At 35.5% G+C, this 2,878-nt stretch carries 2 protein-coding genes; both read right to left on the bottom strand.

All coding sequences use genetic code 11. From position 1 onward, the window contains the following. Positions 1 to 187 precede the first annotated feature (187 nt). Complete coding sequence (locus RBQ93_RS12395; protein WP_320372432.1) at positions 188 to 1,828, bottom strand: PAS domain S-box protein; 1,641 nt, start codon at positions 1,826 to 1,828, stop codon at positions 188 to 190. Between the two features lie 29 nt (positions 1,829 to 1,857). Then, positions 1,858 to 2,811, bottom strand: a complete 954-nt coding sequence (locus tag RBQ93_RS12390) for a sensor domain-containing diguanylate cyclase (RefSeq protein ID WP_320372431.1) — start codon at positions 2,809 to 2,811, stop codon at positions 1,858 to 1,860. Positions 2,812 to 2,878 lie beyond the last annotated feature (67 nt).

The following is a 2,878-nucleotide window of genomic DNA, read 5'->3' as shown; positions in this document are numbered from 1 at the left end:
GCCTGCGGATTATTTGGATAAAAAAGTGATTCAAGCCCAAGATAAAGTCCGAAATAAGTAAGCCAAGATAAGGCAACTAAGATAACACCACAAACGCTAATAATTAAGCCGGGAAGAATATACTTCACAAATGTTTTTTTCATATTCATTTCCTTCTAATGAGAAACTGGTTAATTAGGCACCCAACTTAATCTTCCGCTTTGCTTTTTTGTTTATCAATATACATCCGTTCATCAGCAATTTTAATTCCTTCATATAAATTAGGCATAAATTGCTCGGCTATATAGGCCCCAAAAGATAACGATAACGGGCAATTATCCGTACATTCTAAGCGGATACTATTAATAATGTTTTCTTTAATTTTTTTTAAATGTTTTGGATTCGTGCGGTAGACAAAAAGCAAAAATTCATCTCCACCAATACGAAACAAAAAATCCGTGCAGGGAATATTTTTACGAATAATCCGTGCGGCTTGCATTAAAATATAATCCCCTTTGATGTGACCATAATTATCATTTACAAATTTTAAATTATTAATATCAATCGAAATTATTCCTAATGGATAATTGTCTTGGTGATTGATGGAATTGATGATTTTTTCTAGATAGTGACGATTATAAAAGTCCGTCAACTGATCATGATAACTCAAGTACTCAATTTGCCGTTGTTTAGCGAATATTTCGCTCACATCGCGGAAAACAATTACAACGCCGCGCACTTCTTCTTGGGTATCAATAATAGGCGAGGCCGAATCCTCAATTTGAAGAAAATCTCCCTGTTTGTTTTGTAACACAATATCCTTTAGTTCGAGGGCTTCTCTTGTATTAATGATCGTAGAAATGATATCACCAAGCGGTTGCTTATCTTCGTTAAAAACATTAAAAATGTCTTGATAATACTTACCGATTGCTTCTATTTCTGCATAGCCCGTTAGTGTTTGGGCGGTTTTATTCATCTTGGTGATCACACCGTGATTATCCAGGACAATTACTCCATCACCAACCGACATGATCGTCGCCTCAAAAAGATCTTTTTCACGTTTAATTTCATCTTCCATTTTTAGGCGTTCTGTAATTTCGCGTGCAACACCGGTAATACCAACCACTTGATCATTTTCAATAATCGGCGACGCGCTTGTCTCAAAATAACGCCAGGAACCATCGCTGTGCTTTAACCGATAGCTACTGAATTCAAAATGCTTTTTTGTTTGATAAACAATTTGAAAGTTGTTTTCGATAATGGCGATATCGTCTGGATGAACATATGGATGAAATGACTTATTAATTGCTTCTTCCTGCTTATATCCGAGCAGATCTTGCCAACCGGGAGATATGTAGATAATATTTCCTTTTAAATCAAGACGATAGACAATCGCTTTCATGTTTTCGATGATTTGTGATAAAAATTTTTCGCCGTTTTGATAACGAATTTGTAATTCTTTTGTTTGTGTAATATCAATATGCGTGCCAATCGCAATCACTGGTCGGCCATCTTCGGTCCATTTGACGACGGTTCCGCTATCAATTACCCATACCCAATTTCCGTGCTTATCCTTTAAGCGCACTTCGACCGAATAATATTCTTTTTGGTGATTAAAAACTGCTTGTAGTTCGGCGTTAGAAATTTTTATATCATCGGGATGGGCAATTTCCGCCCACTTTTCAATCGACATTGGCATTAATTCTTCCAGTTTGTAGCCAATCATCTCCGCCCATCGCTGATTAATAATGACTTCACCGGTTTGAATATTCCAACCCCAAGTTGCAGCATTTGTCGCATTGATCAACATTAATGATTGCTCATAATTTTCCATGTAGTTTTTAATCATATATTTAGCCTTTCTCAACGCAAAAAATGCTAACCGCGGATTTTATTCCGTCCACTGCGTTTAGCTTCATACATTAAGTCATCAGCGCGTTTTAATATCGCATCAACGCTTTCGTTCTCTGCTATTTCCACAATACCCATACTGACAGTAATCTTTTTAACAAAGGGAAATTCGTGTTCTTGAATCACTTTATGCAAACGTTCAGCAAATTTTTTCGCGCTTTCAAGAACTGTATTTGGGACAAGAACAAAAAACTCTTCGCCCCCATATCGATATAAAAAATCGTTTGATCGTTTTTCGGCATCAATAATTTTAACAATTTCAATTAAAGTGTTATCACCAATGAGATGACCATACTTGTCATTCACTCTTTTAAAATAGTCAACATCAAGCATAATCAAAGAAAAAGGTATCTGTTTTTCAAGAAAAATATCAATATTTTTTTGCAAGTTTTGATAGAGCATCCGCCGATTATAGGCATTTGTTAATTCATCGCGTTCTGCAAAATTCTTAAGTTTTTCTTCAGCTTTTTTGGCTTGCGAAATATCAAAGACAATACCTTGTAACATTAATGGTCGACCATTTTCATCGCGACTTAATACGACTCCCCGGTCATAGTACCAAATAAAATGTCCATTTTTGTGCTGAATGCGGTATTCTACTTCATAAGCAGCGGTTTTCCCGCTTAAATGCGCGCGCATATTATCCATCACACGCTCATAATCATCGGGATGAATTTTACTTGTAAAGAACTCGAATCCGACGGGACCAATTTGTTGAGGTTTATAGCCAAGACTTAAAACTTTTAAATCATTAAAAACAACTTTATTTTCGGGATAATACCAAAACCATTGGCCAAGATTACCCGCCCATTTAAAGTTTGTAAGAAAATCAGTATTGGCTTCTTTAATTGTATTTTCAAGTTTGTCAATATAAGCAATTAAATCTTCTTTTGACCAGCTTGTAAATTCTGTTTTTCCCATAAATAATTTCCCACTTGTTTTATTTGTGCTTCTATTTTTATCTAGTCGCTACACGTACTAAATAATA

Origin of the sequence: Trichlorobacter sp. (assembly GCF_034008105.1) — a bacterium.
Classification (GTDB): Bacteria; Desulfobacterota; Desulfuromonadia; order Geobacterales; family Pseudopelobacteraceae; genus Trichlorobacter.
This window is presented reverse-complemented; position numbering and strand designations above follow the sequence as displayed.

Excerpts from the sequence above, each read along its gene's own strand:
- RBQ93_RS12395 (WP_320372432.1), bottom strand. The coding sequence starts at position 1,828 with ATGATTAAAAACTACATGGAAAATTATGAGCAATCATTAATGTTGATC.
- RBQ93_RS12390 (WP_320372431.1), bottom strand. The coding sequence starts at position 2,811 with ATGGGAAAAACAGAATTTACAAGCTGGTCAAAAGAAGATTTAATTGCT.